Origin of the sequence: Bartonella sp. MR90HLJMH (assembly GCF_042194115.1) — a bacterium.
Lineage (GTDB): Bacteria > Pseudomonadota > Alphaproteobacteria > Rhizobiales > Rhizobiaceae > Bartonella > Bartonella grahamii.
The window spans coordinates 71,658-95,704 of the sequence record NZ_JBHIMM010000007.1 but is presented as its reverse complement, the minus strand read 5'-3'; the positions used below and the strand labels follow the sequence as shown (position 1 = coordinate 95,704).

Annotated in this window: 19 protein-coding genes and 1 other RNA gene; 11 read left to right on the top strand and 9 right to left on the bottom strand. The window is 38.1% G+C overall.

Annotation, left to right across the window (positions count from 1 at the left end; genetic code table 11):
- Positions 1–183 precede the first annotated feature (183 nt).
- The 6 genes from miaA to ACFIJ9_RS06240 all read right to left on the bottom strand — a co-directional run bounded on the left by miaA (position 184) and on the right by ACFIJ9_RS06240 (position 7,152).
- Entirely contained in the window at positions 184–1,056 is an 873-nt protein-coding gene (miaA, locus tag ACFIJ9_RS06265; RefSeq protein ID WP_375636184.1) for a tRNA (adenosine(37)-N6)-dimethylallyltransferase MiaA, read from the bottom strand.
- Positions 1,057–1,995: 939 nt separating this feature from the next.
- A complete protein-coding gene (locus tag ACFIJ9_RS06260) occupies positions 1,996–3,522 on the bottom strand; it encodes a Do family serine endopeptidase (protein WP_375636183.1) in 1,527 nt (508 codons plus the stop codon).
- Between the two features lie 133 nt (positions 3,523–3,655).
- Positions 3,656–4,591 (bottom strand): protease modulator HflC, encoded by a 936-nt coding sequence (gene hflC, locus ACFIJ9_RS06255; protein ID WP_375636182.1) that lies wholly within the window; start codon positions 4,589–4,591, stop codon positions 3,656–3,658.
- A gap of 2 nt (positions 4,592–4,593) precedes the next feature.
- Positions 4,594–5,739, bottom strand: a complete 1,146-nt coding sequence (hflK, locus tag ACFIJ9_RS06250; protein ID WP_375636181.1) for an FtsH protease activity modulator HflK — start codon at positions 5,737–5,739, stop codon at positions 4,594–4,596.
- Positions 5,740–5,851: 112 nt separating this feature from the next.
- Positions 5,852–6,361, bottom strand: a complete 510-nt coding sequence (locus ACFIJ9_RS06245) for a dihydrofolate reductase (protein WP_375636180.1) — start codon at positions 6,359–6,361, stop codon at positions 5,852–5,854.
- Positions 6,358–7,152 carry a thymidylate synthase gene (locus ACFIJ9_RS06240; protein ID WP_015856618.1) on the bottom strand — a complete coding sequence of 265 codons (795 nt, stop codon included), beginning with the start codon at positions 7,150–7,152 and terminating at the stop codon, positions 6,358–6,360. The genes ACFIJ9_RS06245 and ACFIJ9_RS06240 overlap by 4 nt, the downstream gene beginning before the upstream one ends.
- A gap of 194 nt (positions 7,153–7,346) precedes the next feature.
- Here ACFIJ9_RS06240 and ACFIJ9_RS06235 point away from each other — a divergent pair, with 194 nt between their 5' ends.
- The 3 genes from ACFIJ9_RS06235 to ACFIJ9_RS06225 all read left to right on the top strand — a co-directional run bounded on the left by ACFIJ9_RS06235 (position 7,347) and on the right by ACFIJ9_RS06225 (position 12,552).
- The gene (locus ACFIJ9_RS06235; RefSeq protein WP_375636179.1) at positions 7,347–8,654 is read left to right on the top strand and encodes an MFS family transporter; all 1,308 of its coding nucleotides are present in this window, start codon (positions 7,347–7,349) and stop codon (positions 8,652–8,654) included.
- Positions 8,655–9,256: 602 nt separating this feature from the next.
- Positions 9,257–10,567, top strand: coding sequence for an MFS family transporter (locus ACFIJ9_RS06230; protein WP_375636178.1), 1,311 nt, complete (start codon positions 9,257–9,259; stop codon positions 10,565–10,567).
- A gap of 677 nt (positions 10,568–11,244) precedes the next feature.
- Positions 11,245–12,552 (top strand): MFS family transporter, encoded by a 1,308-nt coding sequence (locus tag ACFIJ9_RS06225; protein WP_375636177.1) that lies wholly within the window; start codon positions 11,245–11,247, stop codon positions 12,550–12,552.
- A 75-nt stretch (positions 12,553–12,627) separates the two neighbouring features.
- Here ACFIJ9_RS06225 and ACFIJ9_RS06220 read toward each other — a convergent pair whose 3' ends face one another.
- On the bottom strand, positions 12,628–12,933 hold the full coding sequence (locus ACFIJ9_RS06220; protein ID WP_015856622.1) for a DUF2853 family protein: 306 nt from the start codon (positions 12,931–12,933) through the stop codon (positions 12,628–12,630).
- A 97-nt stretch (positions 12,934–13,030) separates the two neighbouring features.
- Between ACFIJ9_RS06220 and ssrA the strand changes: the two genes are divergently transcribed.
- The 5 genes from ssrA (at position 13,031) to ACFIJ9_RS06195 (ending at position 17,043) form a co-directional block, all read left to right on the top strand.
- Positions 13,031–13,387: a transfer-messenger RNA gene (gene ssrA / locus ACFIJ9_RS06215) on the top strand.
- 197 nt (positions 13,388–13,584) lie between these two features.
- Positions 13,585–14,130: an SspB family protein gene (locus ACFIJ9_RS06210; RefSeq protein WP_375636176.1), complete on the top strand. Its 546-nt coding sequence runs from the start codon at positions 13,585–13,587 to the stop codon at positions 14,128–14,130.
- An 8-nt stretch (positions 14,131–14,138) separates the two neighbouring features.
- Positions 14,139–14,321, top strand: a complete 183-nt coding sequence (locus ACFIJ9_RS06205) for a DUF4169 family protein (protein WP_375636175.1) — start codon at positions 14,139–14,141, stop codon at positions 14,319–14,321.
- A gap of 10 nt (positions 14,322–14,331) precedes the next feature.
- Entirely contained in the window at positions 14,332–14,583 is a 252-nt protein-coding gene (locus ACFIJ9_RS06200; RefSeq protein ID WP_273788067.1) for a ribbon-helix-helix domain-containing protein, read from the top strand.
- 120 nt (positions 14,584–14,703) lie between these two features.
- Positions 14,704–17,043 carry an ATP-dependent helicase gene (locus ACFIJ9_RS06195; RefSeq protein ID WP_375636174.1) on the top strand — a complete coding sequence of 780 codons (2,340 nt, stop codon included), beginning with the start codon at positions 14,704–14,706 and terminating at the stop codon, positions 17,041–17,043.
- Between the two features lie 55 nt (positions 17,044–17,098).
- Here ACFIJ9_RS06195 and ACFIJ9_RS06190 read toward each other — a convergent pair whose 3' ends face one another.
- Positions 17,099–17,728 (bottom strand): DapH/DapD/GlmU-related protein, encoded by a 630-nt coding sequence (locus tag ACFIJ9_RS06190; RefSeq protein WP_375636173.1) that lies wholly within the window; start codon positions 17,726–17,728, stop codon positions 17,099–17,101.
- A 136-nt stretch (positions 17,729–17,864) separates the two neighbouring features.
- Here ACFIJ9_RS06190 and ACFIJ9_RS06185 point away from each other — a divergent pair, with 136 nt between their 5' ends.
- From ACFIJ9_RS06185 to ACFIJ9_RS06175, 3 genes are read left to right on the top strand one after another with little or no spacing between them, the layout of a single operon-like run.
- Positions 17,865–18,446 (top strand): SCO family protein, encoded by a 582-nt coding sequence (locus tag ACFIJ9_RS06185; protein ID WP_015856628.1) that lies wholly within the window; start codon positions 17,865–17,867, stop codon positions 18,444–18,446.
- A gap of 27 nt (positions 18,447–18,473) precedes the next feature.
- Complete coding sequence (locus ACFIJ9_RS06180) at positions 18,474–19,343, top strand: 50S ribosomal protein L11 methyltransferase (protein WP_375636172.1); 870 nt, start codon at positions 18,474–18,476, stop codon at positions 19,341–19,343.
- Positions 19,344–19,365: 22 nt separating this feature from the next.
- Complete coding sequence (locus ACFIJ9_RS06175; RefSeq protein ID WP_375636171.1) at positions 19,366–21,192, top strand: aminopeptidase P family protein; 1,827 nt, start codon at positions 19,366–19,368, stop codon at positions 21,190–21,192.
- Positions 21,193–21,796: 604 nt separating this feature from the next.
- On the opposite strand, the gene ligA is transcribed toward ACFIJ9_RS06175, so the two are convergent.
- A complete protein-coding gene (ligA, locus tag ACFIJ9_RS06170; protein ID WP_375636170.1) occupies positions 21,797–23,956 on the bottom strand; it encodes an NAD-dependent DNA ligase LigA in 2,160 nt (719 codons plus the stop codon).
- Positions 23,957–24,047: the final 91 nt, after the last annotated feature.

Here is a 24,047-nt window from a genome sequence, read left to right as displayed (position 1 = left end):
ACACACACTGTATGATCACCCCCATTATTCCAACGTATAAAATATATAAAAATTTCCTTGTAGAAAGATTTCTAATTCCATTGATACCATTCGTCAATAAAAAATTCTATTTTCTAAAAAATTCTTTTTCACGAATTATCTTTTATCTTTCGAAAGTTTCTTTACAAAGCTCTAGCTCTTTTATCAAAAAGTAAGCATCCATTCTTCATCAAATTGATTACGAAACCATGTCATTTGTCTTTTTGCATATCTCCTCGTTTGTATTTTCACCGCTTCAAGAGCATTCTCAAAGCTTCTATATCCATCCAAATAAGCTATAAATTCAGGTATACCAATAGCCTTCATTGCTGGTAATGAAGGGAAAAGCTTAAGATTCTTCATGATCATCGCCTCTTCTAAAGCTCCTCTTTCAATCATAGAATCCAAACGTTTATGAATACGTTCATAAAGCAGAGGACGTGGTGGCATAAGAAGAATTTTTTCTGCACAATCTGACGAAATCAGAGGAAGCGTTTTTTTCTTCTGCCACCAACTGAGCTTCTTACCAGTTGCCTCATAAACTTCTAAAGCACGAACAATACGTTGACCATCTTGCGAAGAAATTTTCTCAGCAAGAACAGCATCAACTTGCAACAATTGGCGGTAAAGGCTTTCAGCTCCCTCTTTATCAAGCCGAAGTCGCCATTTCTGCCGTACAGCATCTGGAATATGAGGTATTTCCGAAAGCCCTTCTAAAAGAGCACGAAAATAAAGCCCTGTTCCACCAACAAAAATAACCGATCTTAAAGAAAAAGTTGCCAATAGCTTCTCGACATCACACAACCATTGCCCTACTGAATAATTCAAAGTAGGACTCACATAGCCATAGAGATAGTGTGGAACAATCGCAATATCAGCCTCCGTAGGCCGTGCTGTTAAAATATTTAAAACATCATAAACCTGCATTGAATCAGTATTAACGATGAGAGCATTTTTTTCTTGAGCCATTTGTAAAGCAAGCGCTGACTTACCACTTGCAGTAGGCCCCGCTATTAATGTAACTGTTCTCTGTGTCATGAATAGCAATTTCTCCCAATCAATAACTTATTGCAACACACAGCCCCCCCAAAGCCCCTATGAAACTTATAAAAAAAGAAAAAATGGACTTAATAACAACACCAAAGAAATTTCCAAGCATTTTTGCTATCATAATTCAATAATAAACTACATCCATAATCATTCTGTCCGTTAGTCCATTAAAAATAAACATATTCTTTGTCATCATTTATGAAAATAATACTGAGCTTAACCTATACAATCAGACAGCTTTATTTTTTTCCTATAAAAACAACATGCTACTCCGGTTTATAATAAGAGATTCAGAAATTGTCTTCTTCACGCTCTCTTTTTTATAACTATTTTTTCATCCATCACCAAGAAAGGTATAAATATATATAACTAATTTAGTCTAATATAATTTTTCTCTAGGATAACTTTTTTCAAACTGAAGTGAAAAAAAACGTTCTCTATAGCACACAAAGTACAATCACAAAGTGCTAAAAGTCTCACTAGATAAAACATTCTTTATAATAATAATTGCACCCTTTATTTATAATAGTTGAGCGTTTTGCAATCTGAATAAGAGCTCCCAATATCATAAGATTTTCTCATTTTTATCCTTCTCATAAAGTGCCATATCAATACCATTCACTTGTGCATCAAAAGCAGAGATAAAAATTGACTTAAACACAAGACAGTGATCTCTTATGCAGCATTTCAAAGCCTAGGCTGTTGCAATATTGGGAACTAGCAAATCTATTATGGTACCAACTTATACTTTTATTTAATGCAAAAATAGAACTGCCCAACGGATTTTATGTTATACAATCCATGCTCTTTGTCGTGAAATGAGCTTGAAAAATATTGAACATCACATGGCTGAGCTACAAAATAGCCCATATACCAAGGCTGATAAAAAACAAAAAATTAATTTTTAAGCCTCAATCTATTGGGGTATCAATCCATTAGAAGCGTTACGAACCGTAACTCTCCATCTGGACGCGCTACGATGAATAGAGCATTTTTGCGTCCGGCTTCACGTAATTTATGAATCCGTTTTTTAGCTTCATCGATTGTTGTGATAGCACTCTGATTGATATCAATAATGACTTCACCAACGCGAATACGCTTTTTATCCGCTGCGCTATTTTGTGCAACAGATGTTACCACTAGTCCTCGAAGTTTATCTGAAATTGAATAACGATGACGCAAATCCTCTGTCAATTCAGATAGCGTCATTCCCATAAATTGCATTGTCACGCTTTTCGACAGATCATTATCTTTTTTATCATCAACTTCTTCTTCTATATCTTCATTTGCATCTGTTTCAATCAAACGTCCAAGCTTAACTTTTACTGTTTTTTCTTGTCCATCCCGTAAAACGGTAACATCTACCACTTTTCCTTCCGGACTTTCCGCCACTAAACGCGGCAAATCACGTGCATGCTTAATTTTTGCATTGCCAAAGAAAAGAATAACATCTCCAGTTTGTAACTGGCTATTATCTACATTATTTTCTTCCGTCTGTTCTATTTTACCAGCCACCAATGCTCCTACCGCATTGTCCAATTTTAAACTTTTTGCAATATCCTCAGTCACCGGCTGAATACGAATAGCTAACCAACCACGCCTTATTTCTCCAAAATCACGCAATTGACTAATAACAGAAAGGGCCATATCTGATGGAATAGCAAACCCAATACCGATAGATCCTCCAGAAGGTGAAACAATTGCTGTATTAATGCCAATGACTTCACCATTTCTATCAAATAACGGACCACCAGAATTGCCCCGATTAATTGCTGCATCTGTTTGAATAAAATTATCATAGGGACCAGCATTAAGATCACGGTTACGTGCAGAAATAATACCAACCGTTACACTTCCACCAAAACCATAAGGATTACCAATAGCCATAACCCAGTCACCAATACGTGCTTTTTCTGAGTCACCAAAACGCACAGCTTTTAATTTTTTACGTCCCGCATCCACTTGAAGTAGTGCCAAATCAGTTTTGCTATCCTTGCCAAGAAGCTTCGCCTTGAGTTTTGTACCATCTGTAAAATTAACTTCAATATCATCAGCATCAACAATAACATGATAATTTGTAACAATAATCCCTTTTTGCGCATCAATCACAAAACCAGACCCCAAAGAACGCACCTTTTGAAATTGACTATTTTTTTGACCATCTTTGGGTGTAAAAAAATCATTAAAATATTCCTCCAGCAATGAATCTTTGGGAATAACGGGTACCGAAGTATTTTCATCCTGTTCGGTTCCTTCAACAGTCTGTGCCGTAGAAATATTCACAACCGTCTCCAAAAGCTCAGAAGCTAAATCAGGAACAGAAAGCAATGTCTTGTTTGTCTCTGCGCCCCAAGACAAATTCACTGATCCTGATAAAAACAAAATCACACACAAAACAACTCTTGTGATAAAAGACTTCAAAAACGTATTTCTACTCACGATACTTCTATCCATGACATGCCTTTAACCAAAGCTGCAAAGAGCCTTACTCAACTTATTATGCAAAATCAGTATGGCTTAACACTCTCTTACATGCATCATAAAAAAGCAGCTATAGAGCATACTTCTCATATGAAATAGTATACATCTATTCTCCACCAGACTTTGAATCAGTTTTGCTCAAACTAGGACTCATTGTTGATGAAAGCTTTTTCTTTACTTGCAGGGGATTTTGAAAATAAAAAAAGAAATCCTCATTTGGTGAAATGACCATCGAAACTCTTTCTAAATTCTTATACTGTTCCATCGCTAACCAAAAATCGTAAAAAGATGGATTAGCTTCCCGCGCATTTAATAAAATGCGAATACTTTCGGCTTGTCCTTCACCGCGAGTAATTTCAGCATCACGCTTTGCGGCTGCCACAATTTCCTCATATTCACGATTTGCTTCTGCCACAATACGATCTCGTTCTTGTTGACCACGAGCCCGGATATTTTCCGCAACAGCCTCCCGTTCAGCAGCCATTTGTCGATAAACATCTTCTGAAACAGCATCCGTTAAATCGGTTTTTCGAATACGCACATCAACAATCGTAATACCCAGCGAACCTGCATCTATAGAAAATTGCCGTTGCACCTCAGCCATCATTGCGCCTCGTTCATCCGATAAGGCAGCTTTAAATTCTCGCTTACCATAAACAGCACGCAAAGCGTCAATAAACCGTGGTGCAAGATTTTCACGTGCCGCAATTTGCGGACGCCCTGAAGCAATACGCTGTAAAAACAATTTAGGATCCGTAATACGATAAATAAAGAACGCATCCACTTCGTAATAAGCACCCCCACGAACTTGTACCGATTGCGTAGGAACATCATAACGCAACAAGCGATTATCCACCACAATCATCTTATCCACAAAGGGCATTTTCGAATAAATTCCAGGATTAGACTCGACCTTAACGATTTGACCAAAACGCTTAATTGCCACTTGTTGACGAGGATAGACAATAAAAAGTGACATCCACAAAATGATCAAAAGAAACATTATGGTACTAAAAATAAACAAAAAACGAGACTGCTGCATTATTAGCGTCCTCCAGAAATATGAGCATCCAAGAGCGATGTCGAACGTGCTGATTTCGCTTTTGCTTTTTCTGATAAATTGTTACCCAGCAATTCGTTCAAAGGAAGATAAGGCACCGCTGGAGAATTAATTTGATCAAGAACCAATTTATTTGGTGAAGAGAAAATACGCCCCATCGTTTCCATATAAAGACGATAACGCGCAGCCTCTGGTGATATTGCCGCCTCACGGGCTATAGCCTGAAAACGTTCAGCACGCCCGCGTGCCTCTTCAACCATTTGTGCTTTTTCACCTTTTGCGATTTCCCGTGTACGTGAAGCTTCACCATTTGCTAAACCAATCTTCGTAAAACGCACACGATTTCCTTCTTCAATCATTCGTCCACGTTCCTGCTCTGCCTGCTGAACAGAATTAAACGCAGCAGCAACCTTTGTCGGAGGAGCAGCTTCACTAATCGATACACGGCTTATTTCGACACCGAGTTGATATTTATCGACAGTCAACTGGGTAATCTTTCGCACATCGTTAGCAACTTCCTCTTTTTTATCGCGTAAAACATCATCAACAGGTCTGGAACCAATAACCTCGCGCATTGCACTTTCAGCAACCTGACGAACTGTCCCTTCTTGATCATTCACATTGAATAAAAATTGTCCTGGATGTGAAATGCGATAGTAAACAGAAAAATTGACATTAACAATATTTTGATCACTAGACAGCATCAAACCTTCACTTTGTTGTCTCTGTCCAGTCTGTCCACCAATTGCAATTGTTTTTTCAGTTAAAGGCACTTTCATATAGGTCTCAATTGGCCAAAAGTGAAAATGCAATCCATCCCCGATAATTCCCGCCTTAGGCACACCAAAACGCAATTCCACTGCTTGCTCATTTTGTTGGACGATATAAAGTGATTGATAGAGCAAAAAACACACAGCAAGCAGAAGGAACAAAACAACAATTCCCCCTCTACTAAATTGTTTAAACTGATCCTTCCCTTTACGCAAAATATCATCAAAATTGGGACCATTTCCGCCCCCATTATTGCCACCAGAACCAAAAAGATTCTTAGTCGATGTTTTTTTGTCACCACTGTTCTTGTTTTTATCGCCACTCCACGGGCCACCACCATTTTGATTTGTCCAGGGCATTATCACCTCTTTAACTGACTACCATTCATTCAAATACCAACCATTCAATTGGATCTTATAGGGATTATCTTATCTCATTACAATACAACTGACAGGTTCTTTTCACTTATGATTATTTTCGTTCATAAACCACAAAACGTGTCGGATGACTATCTTTTTCTCCTTTTGGAATATCTTGTGTTTCTACAATAGTCCATTTTTCTTTATCAAAAACAGGAAAAAAACTATCACCTTCTATAGAAGCTAAAACTTCTGTAAGGAATATTTTATCAGCCATATGCAACCCTTGTTGAAAAATTTCACCACCCCCAATAATAAAAACTGCATCTGCACCATTTTGAGAAGCCACACTTTTTGCAATCGAACAGGCTTGCGACAAAGAATGAGCAATAACAGCGCCTTCAGCCGTGAATACACAATTACGGGTAATAACAATATTTGTACGCCCTAGTAAAGGACGCCCAAGAGAATCCCATGTTTTTCGCCCCATAATAATGGGGTTACCAAAAGTCAAAGCTTTAAAGCGTTGCAAATCCGTGGATAAATGCCAAGGCATCGCACCTTCACGACCTATAACACCATTTTCTGCAACAGCTGCAATTAAACAAACTGGAAAAGTCATACTGCTACCGGTGCCTTAATATGTGGCTGCGCTTCATAATTAAGCAATTCAAAATCCTCAAATTTAAAAGAAAAAAGATCTGTTACCGCTGAATTTATAAGCATCAACGGCAAAGCATTTGGTATACGAGACAACTGGTATCTTGCCTGTTCAAAATGGTTAGAATAAAGATGAGCGTCACCCAGAGTATGAATAAAGTCTCCTGCTTTAAGTCCACTTACTTGGGCAATCATCATCGTCAACAACGCATACGAAGCAATATTAAACGGAACACCTAAGAAAATATCTGCTGAACGCTGATAAAGCTGACAGGATAGCTTCCCATCAGCAACATAAAATTGAAAAAAACAATGACAAGGAGGCAAAGCCATCTCCTCTATCAGTGCGGGGTTCCAAGCAGATACAATTAAGCGACGAGAATCAGGCGTTTCTTTAATCATCGTCAAAAGATGACTGATTTGATCAATATGCCGTCCATCGGGAGCAGGCCAAGAGCGCCACTGATAACCATAAATAGGACCAAGGTTCCCTTTCTCATCAGCCCACTCATCCCAAATTGACACACCATGTTCCTTCAACCATGCAATATTTGTATCACCTCTCAAAAACCACAAAAGCTCATAAATGATCGAGCGCAAATGCAATTTCTTCGTTGTTAACAGAGGAAAGCCAGCCTGCAAATCAAACCGCATTTGATACCCAAAAATTGATCGTGTCCCCACACCGGTTCGATCTGTACGATCAATGCCGTTATTTAAAACATGCGATAAAAGATCAAGATAGATTTTCATATAAATATTATGGTTGATTCTTAACGTTACAGGAAATAGAAACTTCAAAATTTATAAAAATACAATTCAAAAAAATCCTCCTCCCAAACATCTTTTATAGGAAATCATTATTATACGATTGCATTTTGATGAATCAAATCGTAAATAAATTTTAAAAGAAACAAGTTAGGTATGATCATAAAAGGGATAAATTTATGGAGAATGAACCAACTTTAGCACCACATGATACAAGAAAACGTATCTGGGCTATCGTGTCCAGTGCATCAGGTAATCTAGTAGAATGGTATGACTTTTATGTTTATTCCTTTACATCCATTTACTTTGCATCACAATTTTTTCCCTCAGAAGGCAATGTCGTTACGCAACTTTTAATGGCTGCTGGTGTCTTTGCTATTGGTTTTCTTATGCGCCCAATCGGCGGATGGCTTTTTGGCTTCATTGCCGATCGTTACGGACGCAAACGCTCAATGCTTATCTCTGTTTTTATGATGTGTGGTGGTTCGTTCTTAATCGCCCTACTTCCTACCTATGAAACCATTGGAGTAGCAGCAGGAATTCTTTTACTTTTACTCAGAATGCTTCAGGGGCTTTCTGTCGGTGGTGAATATGGTACAACAGCAACTTATATGAGCGAAATCGCCCTCAAAAATCGCCGAGGATTTTTTAGCTCTTTCCAATACACCACACTGATTGGTGGTCAGCTTCTAGCCAGTCTTGTTATATTCATTTTAGCGCTTTATCTCACTGAAGATCAGCTAAAAGCATGGGGTTGGCGTATTCCATTTGCCATTGGTGGACTAGGAGCAATTGTTGCGATTTATCTACGCCGCACGCTCCATGAGACAACGACCAAAGAAAGTCGTTCTAGTGCACAAGCTGGTAGTATTAGAGGACTTCTAAGCAACCACCGAAAAGCTTTTTTTCTAGTTATCGGCTTTACCGCTGGAGGATCGCTCACATTCTACACCTATACGACTTACATGCAGAAATATCTGATTACAACCACCGGCTTTGATAAACATACAGCCACAACTGTGATGACTGCTGCACTCTTTGTTTTCATGTTACTTCAACCTGCATTTGGTTTTATGGCTGATAAAATTGGAACAAGAACTTCACTCCTTATTTGGAGTGTCTTATCCATTATCTTTACCATTCCTGGACTTAATGTGATTGGTAGTACTGATAATACATGGATTGCTTTATCAGTCATTATTGGAATGCTCTGCATTATGAGCTTTTACACGTCCATCTCTGGCATTGTAAAATCAGAAATGTTTCCCGCTTCAGTACGAGCAATAGGAGTTGGGCTCTCTTATGCTATTGCCAACGCACTGTTTGGCGGTTCTGCTGAATATGTCGCGCTTGGATTAAAAGATCTTGGATATGAATCTGTCTTCTATTTTTATATAACCGGCATGATGATTATTGCATTCATTTCTGTTCTCTTAATGCCCGATGCCCGGAAAGAGGGTTATCTTCAAGGTGATAGTATCCATTAAATTTTCTAAACTAAATCAAGAATCCCGATTTTTCGGGCTTCTTGATTATGATAATACTGTAAAATCAATATTTACAACTTATTATAGACACGCCTTTCATAGCATAAACATCTCTCGTATCATAAAGGAGCAATGTCCTCTTCTTTGATATGAACCATGATGAATAAATTATCCCATGTCATGACCGTATATTTTTCATGATCCCAATAAATCCAGTATACTTAGCTTTAAAAACATCAGATCTGTTTTAATTAAGATCCTCTTTTCTTTATCAAAAATAAGCAAAACATCGTTTCCTTATTTGTCTAATAATGGAAATTAAACCGCATCTATTATCACCAATCAATCCTCTCTCAACACCCCTTTCTGATCTGAATAATCAATGATACCGTTAAAGATACAATAAAAATCAAAACATACCTTCCTATAAATATGAGCACCGTTTTGTTCTATGACAAAAAAAACTGCAAACATCATAAAAATAAGCTGTTTCCCCCCCCCTTTTTTTTAAGAAACATCGCAATATAATTGAATTTTTATGGCTTAAACTGTAAACAACCTTAAAGAGAAGAAAAGTTATCGATCTAAAAGGGGAATACTTCATGAATAATCAAACAACTTTAGATCCACATGATACAAGGAAACGTATCTTCGCTATCATATCCAGTGCATCAGGGAATCTAGTAGAATGGTACGACTTTTATGCTTACTCCTTTGCATCGGTTTATTTTGCATCACAATTTTTTCCTGAAGATGAAGATATCGTTACACAACTGTTAAAAACTGCAGGAATCTTTTTTATTGGCTTTCTTATGCGTCCAATTGGAGCATGGCTCTTTGGATTCATTGCGGATCGTTATGGACGAAAAAACTCGATGCTTATTTCTGTTTTTATGATGTGTGGGGGCTCTTTTCTCATTGCCATACTTCCCACTTATAAAACCTTGGGAATAACAGCAGCATTTCTCCTCCTTTTAGTCCGCATGTTTCAAGGACTTTCCGTTGGCGGTGAATATGGTACAGCAGCAACTTATATGAGCGAAGTTGCACCAAAAAATCGTCGTGGTCTCTTTGCTTCTTTTCAATATGCAACAACGATCACAGGTCAACTTCTCGCAAGTTTTATAATATTTATTTTATCCCTTTACCTTACTGAAGATCAGTTAAAAGCGTGGGGATGGCGTATTCCTTTTGTCATTGGTGGCTTTGGAGCAATTGTTGCAATTTATCTGCGTAGTTTGCTCCATGAAACAACAACCCACAAAAGCCGCTCTGAACAACATGCTGGTAGTCTTAGAGAACTTTTTCGCAATCATAAAAAAGCTTTCTTTTTGGTTGTTGGCTTTACAGCTGGTGGATCACTCACATTTTATACATACACCACTTATATGCAAAAATATCTGATCACAACCACAGGTTTTGATAAACAAACCGCAACAACGATAATGACTGCCGCCCTCTTTATTTTTGTGCTACTCCAACCCCTTTTAGGTTTCATAGCCGATAAAATTGGAGCAAGAGCTTCACTCATTAGTTGGAGTACCTTATCCATTATCTGCACCATTCCTGTACTTAAAATGATTGGGAATGCCCATAATGCATGGGCAGCACTCTTAATCATCATTGGAATACTCTGTGTTATGAGTTTTTATACGTCCATTGCTGGTATCATAAAAGCAGAATTGTTCCCAGCCTCAATCCGCGCAATTGGTGTTGGATTTGCTTTTGCCATTGGGAATGCACTATTTGGCGGTTCTGCTGAATATGTAGCGCTTGGATTAAAAAATATGGGATACGAATCTGTTTTCTTTTTTTACATAGTTGGTATGATGGTCATTGCACTCATCTCTATTCTCCTTATGCCCGATATAGATAAAGGAGGATATCTCGATAAAGACGATAAACTTCATTAAACTTATTTTTCGGAAAAAAAGCCCAAGAAAATGGGCTTTTTTTTATCATTATTTACACAAAAACTTAATTTTTATTTATGAAACCCATTTCATTATCTTACTCTCAATAATGGAAAGTCATCGAATATTTTCTATGACATACAGATATTACTTCCATAACGTATTGATTTGTAATGGTTGTTTATCATTTTGTATCTCAATTGAGAAACCCAAATACCATAAGATTTTTTCATTTCTACCCTTTTATATCTCGTCCTCATAACGATACCTCTTGCAACTCAGAAACAGAGTTAATGCTATGAATAAAATTATTTAATAAAAGAATAAAACAGCATTTTACAAAATATTTAAATTACAAAAAATGTATAAATCTATTGATGTAATTTACATTTAACAAATTTTCATGAACTTAAAGGTATTTAAATATAATAAAAACTTACTTAATTCTTATAAAGAATAATATTATATTTAATTATAAATTTATTAAAACGATTTTTATTATTTATATTAATTAATAAAACTATTTATACTATATAATAAATAATTTAAAATTGCAAAAGTATTTTATTTTAAATATTTTTCATAAAAATAATCATTTATACAATTGAATTTTTCTGGAAATCATAAACAATTATGGTTAGAAAATATCAACTATAAATTTAAAAGGGGAGCACTTCATGAAAAATGAAACAACTTTAGTACAACATGATACAAGAAAACGTATCTTCGCTATCATATCTAGCGCATCAGGGAATCTAGTAGAGTGGTATGATTTTTACGTTTACTCATTTGCTTCTATTTACTTTGCACCACAATTTTTCCCTTCAGATGGCGATGTTGTTACCCAATTTTTTAAAACTGCAGGAATCTTCTTTATTGGTTTTCTTATGCGCCCAATTGGAAGTTGGCTTTTTGGCTTTATTGCTGATCGTTATGGACGAAAAAACTCGATGCTCATATCTATTCTTATGATGTGTGGGGGCTCTTTTCTCATTGCCATACTTCCCACTTATGAAACTTTAGGGAGAACTGCAGCAATTCTTCTTCTCCTAATCCGTATGATGCAGGGACTTTCAGCAGGTGGTGAATATGGTACAGCTGCAACTTATATAAGCGAAGTTTCCCTTAAAAAACACCGCGGTCTCTTCGCTTCTTTCCAATCTGGTACGCTTATTACTGGTCAACTTTTAGCCAGTTTTATTATATTTATTCTGGCACTTTATCTAACGGAAGACCAATTAAGAACATGGGGCTGGCGTATTCCATTTGCTATTGGTGGATTGGGAGCATTCGTCGTACTTTATCTACGTCGTTCACTTCATGAAACAACCACCAAAGAAAGCCGCTCTCAAAAACACACTGGGAGTCTTAAAGAGCTTCTAAGCAAACACACAAAAGCATTTTTTGTGATTGTTCTCTTCGCCTCTGGAGGATCTCTCACATTTTACACTTGTACGACTTATATGCAGAAATATCTGATCACAACTACCGGTTTTGATAAACATACCGCTACAACTGTAATGACCGCGGCACTCTTTATTTTCATATTACTCCAACCCATATTTGGTATCCTAGCTGATAAAATTGGGACAAGAACTTTACTTATCCTTTGGAGTGCACTCTCTACTCTCTTTACAATTCCTGGACTTCTTATAATCGGTCACGCACATAATCCATGGATTGCGCTATCAGCCATTATTGGAATACTCTGTATTATGAGCATGTATACATCCATCTCTGGTGTCGTAAAATCAGCAATGTTTCCCTCTTCAGTACGAGCACTGGGAGTTGGTCTCTCTCATGCTATTGGCAATGCATTATTTGGTGGTTCTGCCGAATACGTAGCACTTGGATTAAAAAATATAGGACATGAATCACTGTTTTATTTTTACGTAATCGGCGTAATGCTCATTGCATTCATTGCCACCCTCTTTATACCGGATATGAGCAAAGGAGGATATCTTCAAGAAAACGAAACCGATTAAACCTTCGATGCTAAACAAAAAAGCCCAAAGAATTTTGGGCTTTTTTTATTGAGCAAAATTGAATTTTAAAATTGTTTAAATTTTATCAAGTGCGTTTAATTGTTTGGCTACCAAATAATAGAAAGTCATACGACTTTTTCTGCGATCTCCAGACATCATTTCTGCAACTTTTGACACAGCCATTTTAGCCCTCTGCTCATCCGCGCCTAATACATCTTGAACCCATTTTTCAACGCGTTCTAACTCTTTTGGATCCGATGTAGCAACAAGCGCTGCATCCTGCTTTTTCATCACCAAAGCTAAACGACGGCTAAGCCGTTCTACTGCTGCTTCATCGGGGTTTGAATCATATAGTTTAATATCTGCTAGATTATTGGTCATTTTGCATCATCTCCTCTCCAAAAATGAGCGGCCTATACTTTACAGCCGCATCATATAGCTCCATAAATAATTAGAGGATTAAAAATATTAACAACCCCCCCTTTTCCTAAGACTGTTCTTCATCTATATTTAAGGAGCTGGTTTACCAGCTATGGTAATAAATGGACAATGAAATAAACTCATTGGACCCGGGGGCGGTACCCGGCGCCTCCACCAAAATATAAGAGACCAAAGTTATATTTTGGTGGGGGCGAAATAGGATCGACAAGGGCGTAAAGATTGCTCTTTTACTCGGCATAGTACCACCGTTATCGGACTAAATGAGTAGTTGCAAATGACAACTATGCGGAAGCACGTCTCGCTGCTTAATGCAGTGCGAATGTTTCAATTTAAGTCTTAAACCGTCGCAGGTTTAAGCGGGGTTCGGAGGCACCTGGCAACAGAAGCCTTCATTTTTTTAAATGTTATTGATTGATCTTTCAGACATTATCAGACATTATTTACCATAGAGTTTCGTTTTTATTCGATTTATTGAGGTGCATCGTAGACAAAATACTGCTAATTTTAAAATATATTCTATCACACAATATCAATACGCCCCATTATCAATACGCTCCATTCTGCTACGTGAAATAAAAGGAATAAACTTCGATGGTTAAAGATCAAATCCGTTACGATATTCTCGTTCAGGATGCGCTTCGTGGAGTTATCCGTAAAGTTTTATCGGAAGTTAGCAAAGCAGGTCTTCCGGGAAATCATCATTTTTTTATAACTTTTTTGACGAATACCCCAGGTGTTAAAATTTCTCCTCGGCTAAAAAATCGCTATCCTGAGCAAATGACAATCGTCTTACAACATCAGTTTAGAGATCTCAGTGTTTCAGAAACAGCTTTCGAAGTAACCCTCTCCTTCAGGGAAATAACCGAAAAGCTCGTGATTCCTTTTACTTCTATTCAGGTCTTTTATGATCCTGTAGCAGCATTTGAAGCAGCATTTGATCTGCCCTCAAATCTTACCTCTGGAGAAAGTGAAAATTCAGAAAATACCTCAACTACGCCCATTACCTTATCAAACACACAAAAAAAAGAAAATACGCTTACAAAAGAACAAAATTTCAGTACAAATAAAGAATCTTCAAATAGCGATACAAAACAAAGTGCTGATGTTGTCTCTTTAGATTCTTTTCGGAAAAAATAAATTTTCTCATGACTGAATTGATTAATCTTCGCCGATTTCGAAAACAAAAAAAACGTATAGAAAAATCTCTTCGTGCTGAGCAAAATCGTTATCGTTTTGGACGAACAAAAACTGAAAAATTTTTTGAGCAACAAAAATCTTTAAAAACGCAAAAATTTCTTGATCAAAATCGTTTACGAAACGACGAATAAAGGTGGAAAAATGCACGAAAATAATTCTATCGATTGGTCAAAAGTCATTCCACGAAAAATATCTGTTCGCGTTGATGGGCACGCAACAAGCGTCTCTTTAGAACCGCCATTTTTAGATATTCTAAAAGATATAGCCCGCAAAAAAGGACAATCTTTAGCCTTTATTATCACTGATATTGATAGCAAAAGACCACAACAAGTCAATCTTTCGGCTTCTTTACGCGTTTATGCCCTTCAAAGCGTTCTCACCCAACGCCTTTAATGTTTATGCTTATTTTTTACGTTCTCTTTTTGTTTATTCAACTGAAGCTGTTGTGACTTTTTTTAGAGAAGTTTTTTTAATCTAGAACTTCAATGAAAAAAAGACTACAAAAGAGATATAATGAGTAATTTTTCTGATCACAACATACCTTTCTTTGAAGAAGATTCCCCTCCAGACCATGATAAAAAGAGCTCTGGTTTTTCCTCCCATACTCTAAAAGAACAAAAATCATATAACACAGACTATTTAAAACAACTCAATCCAGAACAGCAACAAGCTGTTATGAATACTGAGGGACCTCTTTTAGTTCTTGCAGGTGCTGGTACAGGAAAAACGCGCGTTTTAACAACCCGTATTTCTCATATTTTACGCTCTGGGCTTGCCTCTCCTCAGCAAATACTTGCTGTTACTTTCACCAACAAAGCAGCACGTGAAATGAAAATACGTATTGGTGAACTTATTGGAGGAGTTGTTGAAGGTATGCCTTGGCTTGGAACTTTTCACTCCACTGGTGCTAAAATTTTACGCCGTCACGCAGAGCTTGTTGGTTTAAAAAGAAACTTTACAATTCTCGATAGCGATGATGTTCTTCGACTTTTAAAACAGCTTATTCAAGCTGAGGGACTAGACGATAAGCGTTGGCCCGCACGAAACCTTGCCATGATGATTGATTCTTGGAAAAATCAAGGACTTTCACCAGAACATATCTCAAAAAGTGATGCTCATTCCTTTGGCAACGGCATGGGACGCAAACTTTATCACAGTTATCAAAATCGATTAAAAGATCTTAATGCTTGTGATTTTGGTGATCTTCTGCTTCATTCTATCTCTATCTTCCAACATAATCCAGATATTCTTCGCGAATACCATTCTCAATTTCGCTATATTCTTGTCGATGAATACCAAGATACAAATACAGCACAATATCTTTGGCTTCGCCTTTTGGCACAACATCCCCAAGGTCAACATATTAATCTTTGTTGTGTTGGCGATGATGATCAATCCATTTATGGATGGCGTGGTGCAAAAGTCGAGAATATATTACGTTTTGAAAAAGATTTTCCTTCTGCCAAAATTATTCGTCTAGAACGTAATTATCGCTCAACATCCCATATTCTTAAAACCGCCTCCCATCTCATTGCTCATAATGAAGAAAGACTGGGCAAAGTCCTTTTTTCTGCACAAATAAAGAGTGAGGAAGAAAAAGTAAAAATTCATTCAGCATGGGATTCGCAAGAAGAGGCCCGTGCCATCGGAGAAGAAATTGAACAAGCACACCAAACAGGTCATGCATTAAATCATATGGCTATATTGGTGCGTGCATCATTCCAAATGCGTGAATTTGAAGATCGCTTTGTAACGCTTGGTCTTAACTACCGCGTCATTGGTGGTCCTCGTTTTTATGAACGAATGGAAATACGTGATGCTATGGCTTATTTACGCGTTGTTGTCCAACCTGCTGATGATTTAGCTTTTGAGCGTGTTATTAATACACCGAAACGCGGCATAGGCGATGCAACCCTGCGCATTCTTTATGAGAGTGCGCGAGCACGTGCTGTTCCTCTCTTTTCTGCAGCCGCTGACATCATTGAAACAGATGAGTTAAAGCCTAAGGCACGCAGTGCGTTACGAAGCCTTATTGAAAACTTCCGCCGCTGGCAAAATATGCTTCAAGATACTCCTCATAAAGAACTTGCCGAGATTATCCTTGATGATTCTGGTTATACAACCATGTGGTTAGAAGATCGCTCACCAGAGGCTCCTACACGACTAGAAAATCTTAAAGAAATGATCCGTTCCATGGAACAATTTGAAAATCTTCAAAGTTTTTTGGAACATGTTGCACTCGTTATGGATGCTGAAAACAATGAAAATACCGATGCAGTCAACATCATGACACTTCATTCAGCCAAAGGACTTGAATTTGAAACAGTTTTTCTTCCTGGCTGGGAAGAAGGACTTTTTCCCCATCAGCGCTCATTAGATGAAGGTGGACGTTCAGGATTAGAAGAAGAACGGCGTCTTGCTTATGTTGGACTCACAAGAGCAAAAAAACACCTGCATATATGGTTTGTATCTAATCGTAGAATTCATGGACTTTGGCAATCTACTCTTCCCTCCCGCTTTCTAGATGAATTACCAGCAGAACATATAGAAGCCATAGCAATGGAAACATCTTATGGTGGTTATGGAAAATCTTCCTTTCAAAATCACGATTCCTGTTATACTGGCTATGCAACAGCAAGACAAAAGCATGCACAAAAAAACAAGACGATTGAAGGGAAAATTATCGCTCAATCAATCTCTCATGCATCATCAGATTTTTCCATCAATGATCGGATTTTTCACATAAAATTTGGTTATGGTCATATTACAGCAATAGACGATCATAAATTGACAATAATGTTTGAAAAAGCCGGAGAAAAGCGTGTACTGGATAATTTTGTCAACAAAGCTTAACTAAAAGCAAACCACGATCAGTTTTTGCAAGAGACCATTTTGTTTATTCTGATTATCATTTCCATTTGCGAACAAAAACTTCAATGGGTAAATTTTGCATATCAGGCAATGCATCGTAAATTTTATCAAGCGACCAATCCCACCAAGCCATCTCCAAAAGGCATTCTATGACATGATTGGGAAAACGCATCCGCAACCGTTTAGCAGGAACACCAGCGACAACCGCATAAGGCATAACATCTTTCGTTATAACAGCGTTAGCACCAATAATTGCTCCATGTCCAACTGTCACCCCAGGCATAATAACCGCGCCATATCCAATCCACACATCATGCCCAATAATAACACGTTTTGCACAACGCCTTTCGCGAAAAGAACGATCAAGAGCCATATAACGAAAATATTCGTTTGGACGATAGGTTATTTTATGCGTTGAAACGCGCTCCATAGGATGCTCCAACGCATTCATCCGTACATGAGATGCAATAGAACAAAAACGCCCAATATCGCTATAAATAGCCTCACTATTACGTTCTAAATAAGAAAAATCTCCAACGGTTACATCCCGTAAAATCACCCGCTCATTAATTTCCACATAGCGCCCTAATTTACAACCATGCAGCCGTGCTGTCGTATGGATACGAGGCTCACTTTCATGAAATCGAAGATCGTTCTCAATATTCATGCATCCCTCACCAATGTTTCATCAATAGATATGGAAAGACATACCAATCAAGCCAATAAAATCAACCATGAAACAGAGATTGCAAAACAAACCTGCCGATGTTACAATTTCTTGATCTATCTAAGAGAGTCAAACTATGAAAAATGTAATACGCATCTTGGGGCTGACAATCATATTTCTTGCAGGTATTTTTATTTATGATGCGCTGACAAATAAGCCTTTAGGTGATAATTTTACACTCACTGATTCTAATGGAAAAAATATCACTGAGGCTGATATTCGAAGCAAGCCTTCAATAGTTTTTTTCGGTTTCACTATGTGTCCTGAAATCTGCCCTACGACATTGATGAATCTTGATCGATGGCTTACAGCCCTTGGACCCAATGCCGATAAATTAGGCATATGGTTTGTTACTGTTGACCCTGAACGTGATACACCAGAAGTGCTCCATGAATATCTCAGTAATTTTAACAATAAAATCATGGGTATCAGTGGAGATCCTGATAAAGTTCATAAAATGGTCAATTCCTTTAACATCGTTGCTGAAAAAGTCCCTGGAACAGATGGAAACTATACATATAACCATACAGCAGCAATTTTTTTACTCAAAAAAGGTGGAAAATTAGCTGGCGTTATCCGTTATGACACGAAAGAAAGCGATAGCGAATTAAAAGATGAAATCGCCATTGAACGGTTAAAAAAACTCATCTTAAACTAAAAAAAGCCGATCAAAAGAAAGAACAGCATGTCGCAACAAATTCGCCTCTATTATACTGCTTCTAAAAATGAAGCAGAACGGTTCTATACCCTTATAGACACAGCCTTTGACGAAGAAGGTTATCCTCTTGCTCTTACAGAGATAAATGAACAAAATGCTGTATATGAACTTTCACTCTATGTAGACCAAGAAAACTACGAGCATATTTCGAAACGTTTTGCCCAAATCCTTTCTATAGATCCTAATAAAATTAACAGTGAAATTTTACCCAACATTGATTGGGTACAAAAAAGCCTAGAAGGACTAAAACCTGTGCAAGCCGGTCCTTTTTTTCTTCATGGAAGTCACAACCGAAACGCCATTCCAGCCAATGTTCTTCCTATTGAAATTGAAGCAAATCAAGCTTTTGGCACCGGACATCATGGAACAACAGCTGGTTGTTTAGAAATGATTGCCAAAGTGATGGAACATGAAAATCCCCAAAATGCACTTGATCTTGGTACCGGCAGTGGGGTACTCGCCATCGGCATCGCAATGCTCAAACCTATTGCTATACTTGCATCTGATATTGATCCAATCGCTATTCAAGTTACACAACACAATATCCAGCTCAATGGCGTAAAAAAATATATCACAGCTGTCACAGCAACAGATTTTGCCCATGATGAAATTGCTTCACGTGCTCCCTTTGATCTTATTGTTGCCAATATCCTTGCCAATCCTCTTATCGCACTTGCACAAGAAATGGTAAAGGCACTCCAAAAAGGTGGATCACTGATACTCTCTGGAGTTCTTGAAGAACAACATGCAGATGTTTTAAAGGCTTATGTAAAACAAGGGCTGAAACACATTGAAACATACCACCGTCAAGGATGGGTTACGATACATCTGAAATAAAGTAAAAGAAAAGGACGTCATTATGTATCAATCTTTTGAGGCGACAACAAATCCAGCCCATGCTCTAGAACGCATTGCCTCTCTGCGTAAAGAGTTTGACCGCCTTGGTCTCGATGGTTTTCTTGTTCCGCGGTGCGATGAACATCAAGGAGAGTATGTCCCTCCCCATGCTCAACGCCTTAGCTGGCTAACCGGCTTTACTGGATCAGCTGGGATTGCACTGATTTTAAAAAACAAAGCCATCATATTTACAGACGGACGATATAAGCTCCAAGTTCGCCAACAAACTGATCCTAATATTTTTGATTATGAAGATCTCATAACTTGCCCTCCCTCACAATGGCTTGAAAAAAATGCTCAAAAACTTTCTATTGGCTTTGATCCATGGCTCCACACCATCACTGCCACCGATGCATTGAGAAACGCATCAGAAATGAAAGCAGGTGGAAAACTTGTAGCAATTCACTCCAATCCCATTGATCTGCTTTGGCATGATCAGCCATCATTGCCACAAGCTGCCCTATCAATTCACCCTCTCAAATATGCTGGGTGCAATACGGATGAAAAACTCGCTTTGATTTACAAAGATATACAGAAAACTCATGCAAATGCTTTTATTTTTACAGACCCTTCCTCCATTGCATGGACATTCAATATACGTGGCAACGATGTTTCCAACACACCTTTTTCCCTTTGTTTTGCTTTCATTCCCATCCAAGAAACACCAGCCTTATTCATTAACAGCAAAAAACTTGGTGTAGAACAGAAACAATATCTGGAACGTTATGCAAAATTATATGAACCAGAACAGCTTATTCCAAAGATCAAAGAGTATGTTCAAAAAGGGACAGTGTTTGCCTTAGATCCACAGCTAACATGCGAAAAATTACGAACTGTTATTGAAGAAAAAAATAGCTCTTTCATCACACTTACCGATCCTGCCGCTCTACCACGTGCCATTAAAAATGACACAGAACTCAATGGCGCACGCAAAGCGCATCTACGCGATGGTGTTGCCCTAACCCGTTTTTTTTCCTGGTTAGATAAACAAATACCAGGGTCAATAAGTGAAATTTCTGCTGCGCAAAAATTAGAAGAATTTCGCATAAATACAGCAAAAGAAATGGGAGAAGAACTTAAAGATCTTTCTTTTGATACAATTTCAGCAGCAGGAGAAAATGGCGCCATTATTCATTATCGTGTAACAACACAAACAAATAAACAACTCAATGCGGGTGAACTTTATCTTGTTGATTCAGGCGGACAATATCGTGATGGAACGACAGATATCACACGTACAGTAGCAATTGGGAATATTGGAGAAGAAGAAAAACGCTGTTTCACGCTTGTCCTCAAAGGTATGATTGCTCTTTCAACTGCTTACTTTCCAAAAGGAACCCGCGGACAAGACATTGATATTCTAGCGCGCATTGCATTGTGGAAGGCTGGTTTTGATTATGCTCATGGCACCGGTCATGGTGTCGGGTCTTATCTTTCTGTTCATGAAGGACCACAAAATATTTCCCGCAAAGGATGCCAAGAACTCATCTCCGGTATGATTCTTTCAAACGAACCAGGATATTATCGCGAAGGTGCTTTTGGTATCCGTCTTGAAAATTTGATAATTGTAAAGCCAGCACAAAAAATTGATGGCGGGGATATAGAAATGCTTTCGTTTGAGACGCTTACACTTTGCCCTATTGATCGAAAACTCATTCTCCCAGAGCTTTTGACACAAGAAGAACGGCAATGGCTCAATGATTACCATGCGCGCGTTTATCAGATGAATGCACCTTACTTAAATGAAGAAGATAAAAAATGGGCAAAAGAGGCAACACTACCCCTTTAAATGAGGCAACACAAATATCTTCTAACGCTTCTTATAAAAACACCACACCCTTCTCTTTTAAAGAGGGAAATGCATATTTACCATCAGCAATCACAAAAAATGCTTCTATAAAATACTTCAAGTTTTTTTACCGATAGGATAAAAGCTCTTCCCAAACTGAAACAGAACGGGATATACTTATAACAGATAATGCTTATCAACTATCCTCTACCATCTTCACATGAGTTATAGCCTTATTCTGCTGTATAGAAATTTTCATTATATTTTGTAATCCTCCGCGTCTCATTTCTAAAACGCCTATTATAACCAGCTCATTACACTGTTTAAATTCAAAAATTCTGCATATTTAGTTACAATTTTTACCTTGATTCACAGTGATACCGTATATCTTTTACTAATAATAACCTTGTATATTCTTAATCATAAGAGTTTAAGTTTAATATTTAAATTCAACGTTTTTTAATCACTTAATAAATATCAAAATATATGGCGCTCTATTTTTGCAAAAAAAACAACCCCTATTATCCCCTTTTTGATTCCAGCCCCCCAAAATGTAAGAGAGATAACCATACAAACAGCATACGCATCTTCTAGAAAACGCCCTCTAAACATCATGTTCCTCAATCAACTGTAGCCAAGTCTCTTCATCGATAACCTCAACACCTAATTCTTCAGCTTTAGCCAATTTGGAGCCCGCTCCAGGTCCTGCAACAAGAAGATCTGTTTTTTTAGAAAGTGAACCAGATGTTTTGGCCCCTAATCGCTCTGCCAATGCTTTTGCTTCATCGCGTGACATATGCGCCAAAGTTCCTGTAAAAACAATTGTCTTCTCCGCTATTGGGGAAGAAGCTGTCGTGATAGGCTCTTCATCAAGAGGAGTTACTTCTTCAAGTAAAACAGACAAAACCTCACGATTATGCGCTTCTTGATAAAAATCAACAATTGCGCTCCCTACCTGTGGTCCAATTCCTTCGATATTGGTAAGCTCCATCCAAGCTTCATTGCCTTTTTCATTTGCCTTATCACATGGCATAAGTGCTCCCATAGCCGCAGTTTCAAAAGCTGTATAATTTTTATAAGTACGTGCAAGGCGGCGTGCATTCACCTCTCCAACATGACGAATCCCCAATGCAAACAAAAAACGGCTTAAAGGAATTTCGCGACGTGCATTAATGGCATCATACAATTTGCGAACTGAAACAGTACCAAAACCTTCTATATTTTCTAAACGTATCAAAGATTTTTCTTGGCGACGTTCTAAAGTAAAAATATCGGCTGGTGTATGAATACAAAGCGCTTCATCTTGAGCATAGAAAAAAAACTCTACCTGTTTTTTACCTAAGCCCTCAATATCAAAAGCATTACGCGCAACAAAATGACGAATACGCTCAATCGCCTGTGCAGGACAAATAAGCCCCCCTGTACAGCGACGCACGGCTTCTCCCACTTCACGAACAGCATGACTCCCACAAGCTGGACACAAATGAGGAAAAATAAAGACAGAAGCATCTTTCGGGCGTTTTTCAATAATAACATCAATAACTTGAGGGATCACATCACCAGCACGTTGTACAATCACGCTATCGCCTACACGGATGTCACGTCCTTCACGAATAGGCTCTCCTTTATGACCAATTCCCTTAATATAATCCTCATTATGCAAACTAGCATTGGTCACCACGACTCCACCAACAGTAATAGGTGTAAGACGTGCAACAGGTGTCAAAGCTCCCGTGCGACCAACTTGAATGTCAATATCTTTCAAAAGCGCTATCGCTTTTTCTGCTGGAAATTTATGCGCGATTGCCCAACGCGGCGAACGAGAAACAAACCCCAAGCGCTTTTGAAGCATCAAATCATTAACCTTATAAACAATCCCATCAATATCATAGCTTAAAGAATGACGGCATTCTTCGATATCGTGATAATAAGAAATAATTTCTTCTAACGTCTTAAAGGCTTTTGTTAATGGATTGATAACAAAGCCATATTCTTTTAGCTTTTTCATCATCTCCATTTGACTTTCTGCCAATATTTCACTCACCTCACCACAAGCATAAGCAAAAAATTGAAGCTTTCTGCTAGCGGTTATCCGTGAATCAAGCTGACGGAGTGAACCAGCTGCCGCATTTCGAGGATTGGCAAAGGTTAACTTGCCCTTCTCTTGTTGGCTGATATTAAGTGCTTGGAAATCCTCCCGCCCCATATAAACTTCACCACGCACCTCAATTATATCAGGAAAATCACCTTGCAAAACTTGTGGAATATCAGCAATGGTTCGGGCATTTGCCGTCACATTTTCACCGACAGTTCCATCCCCACGCGTTGCCGCCCCCACAAGCCGCCCCTTTTCATAGCGTAAAGACAAAGATAAACCATCAATTTTTGGCTCCGCTGTTATTTCCAACACCTGTGTTTCTGGAAGCCGTAAAAAACGACGAATACGCTCAACAAATTCAGTAACATCTTCAGAGCTAAACGCATTATCCAGTGAAAGCATTGGCTGTGCATGAACAGATTTTTCAAACTTTTCAGAAATTGGTGCCCCAATTTTATGTGAAGGAGAATCAACACGAATAAGCTCTGGAAAAAGAGCTTCAATTTCTGCATTACGGCGGCGCAAAGCATCATATTCTGCATCGGAAATTTCAGGCTGATCATCACGATTATAAAGCACATCATGACGTGCAATCTCTTTTGCCAACCACTCTAATTCACTTTCTGCTTCAACAGCTGTGAGATTTTTATCTGCATCTTTGTTCATAAAATCTATTCCAAATTACGAGCACTGCCACAAGGATGATCTCCGCGCCTCCTCATAAAGTGAATCTCAATAAATACAAGCTTTCCAGTAT